Here is a 1,863-nt window from a genome sequence, read left to right as displayed (position 1 = left end):
GGCCCCGACGGCATCGCCGCCCTGGCGGCGCAGCTGCGCGGCGGCGGTGCACGACGGAAGCCCGGCGGGGGCCCAGCGGGTGAGGGCGGCAGCCCCGGCACGTGAGCGCCGCGCCCGGCGGTGAGCACCCCCGGCGCGGTGATGCTGCTGGGCGACGGGCCGCCGTGAAGCGGCCCGCCGCCCGCAGGCCGTCCGCCCGCGGGCCGTCCGTCAGCGGACCTTCAGGGCGTCCAGCAGCATCGGCAGCGAGGCGTGCAGCTCCCGCTCCCAGTACTCCCAGCGGTGCGTGCCGGCACCGTAGAAGTGGGTGGTCACCTTCTTGGCGCCGGCCCTCTTGAGTGCCGCGGCCAGGGCGTGGTTCTGGCGGTTGAAGTCCGCCTCCAGGGCGCTCGTGGCGTCCGGCGGGTCGAAGGGCCCCGCGGTGCCGTCGCCGCAGGAGAGGTAGAGCGGCGTCGACTTCAGCCTCTTCGCCAGGTGGTACGGGTCGTGGGCGGCCCAGATGCGGCGCTGGGCGACCGGGTCGCCCCAGACGCGGCGCGGGTCGTCGCCCCGGCCGGCGAAGAAGCCCATGATGCGGTCGACGGACTCGTCGTCGAGCAGCGGGTGCGCGGCGCCCGAGTAGGAGGCGGCGGCACGGAACATGCCGCGGTGCCGGGCGGCGTACATGAGCGCGCCCTGGCCGCCCATCGACAGGCCCGCGACGACGCGGTTGCCGCTCGCCCCCCAGTCGCGCTCCAGCAGCCGGCGCAGCTCGCGGGTGTGGAAGGTCTCCCACGCCGGGTCGCCGCCGGCGCCGAAGTTCCACCAGTCGCTGTACCAGCCGTTCCAGCCGGCCTCGGGCATGACGACGAGCACGTCGCGCAGGCTGTCGGTCTCCTCGACGTCGGTCGCGGAGATCCACGACGTGTAGTCGCCGCAGCAGCCGTGGAGCAGCCACAGGGTGGGCCAGTGCTGCGCGGGGTCGTCCGGGTCCCAGCCGTCGGGGGTGAGCAGGCGTACGGGGACCGTGCGGCCGCCGAGGGACGGGGAGCGTACCGACAGGTCGACCAGGCGGTCGCCGGCCCGGGTGACGCCGACGACCTCGGCCCCTCCCCCGCGGCCGCCCGCCGCGGCGGCTTCCGGCGCCGCCGAGGCGAGCGACGGGGCGGCGGGGACGAGGGCGAGGAGCAGGGCGGAGAGAACGAGCAGCACGCGGTTTCTCACGGTCGGAACTGCTGTCATGGCGGCTCCCGTCGGTGGTGGGTCGCTGGCCGTGCGGGTTCGGACGTGTCTGTTCTGGGCTCTCCGGTCAGCGCCGGTCCGGCAGGATCAGCAGCGCGTCGCCGACCGGCCGCTCCCCCGCCCCGTCGGACGGATCGTTGATCACCTGGTCGCCGACCGCCATCGTGGTCGACCCGCCGCCGTCGAGGTTCACGGCGTCGCGCAGGCCGAGCGCGCGGGCGACGTCGGCGCTCTCGGGGATGCTCAGGCCGAGCGAGTCCGTGGCGCGGCCGTCGGCGGTGACGAGGACGGTGCGGCCGGCGGCGTCCACGCCGGCGAGGGTACGCGGATTGCGCTTGTGCATCCAGCCGTAGTAGAAGCTCGGGTTGCCCGGCTGGAGCATGCCGTCGGCGGCGGGCGTGACGTGCGTGCGCCCGTCGCGGACGAGTTCGGGGCCGCCGTTCACGACCGCCGTGCCGGGCGGGGTGGCGACCGGGCGCCCGCGGTCGTCGCGCAGCCCGTGGCGTACGCGCAGCCGCTCGCCGGTGCGCGCGAGGCCGAGCAGGCGGCCGGCGTGCTCGCCGGTGGCGAGGACGGAGCCGCCGCCGGCGGGCAGCGGGCCGCCGGGCGGCGGACGCACCTCGACGACGCGCCCGCGGGCGT

Annotated in this window: 2 protein-coding genes; both read right to left on the bottom strand. The window is 76.8% G+C overall.

Annotated elements, in window-relative coordinates:
* Nucleotides 1-210: 210 nt before the first annotated feature.
* Nucleotides 211-1,221, bottom strand: a complete 1,011-nt coding sequence (locus tag ABD317_RS36450; protein WP_344296277.1) for an alpha/beta hydrolase — start codon at nucleotides 1,219-1,221, stop codon at nucleotides 211-213.
* A gap of 67 nt (nucleotides 1,222-1,288) precedes the next feature.
* A partial coding sequence (locus ABD317_RS36445; protein WP_344296275.1) for a phosphodiester glycosidase family protein occupies nucleotides 1,289-1,863 on the bottom strand: 575 nt, incomplete at its 5' end.

Source organism: Streptomyces synnematoformans (genome assembly GCF_039531005.1).
Lineage (GTDB): Bacteria > Actinomycetota > Actinomycetes > Streptomycetales > Streptomycetaceae > Streptomyces > Streptomyces synnematoformans.
The sequence above is the reverse complement of the archived record's forward strand: the minus strand, read 5'-3'. Positions and strand labels throughout refer to the sequence as shown.

Excerpts from the sequence above, each read along its gene's own strand:
- ABD317_RS36450 (WP_344296277.1), bottom strand. The coding sequence starts at position 1,221 with ATGACAGCAGTTCCGACCGTGAGAAACCGCGTGCTGCTCGTTCTCTCC.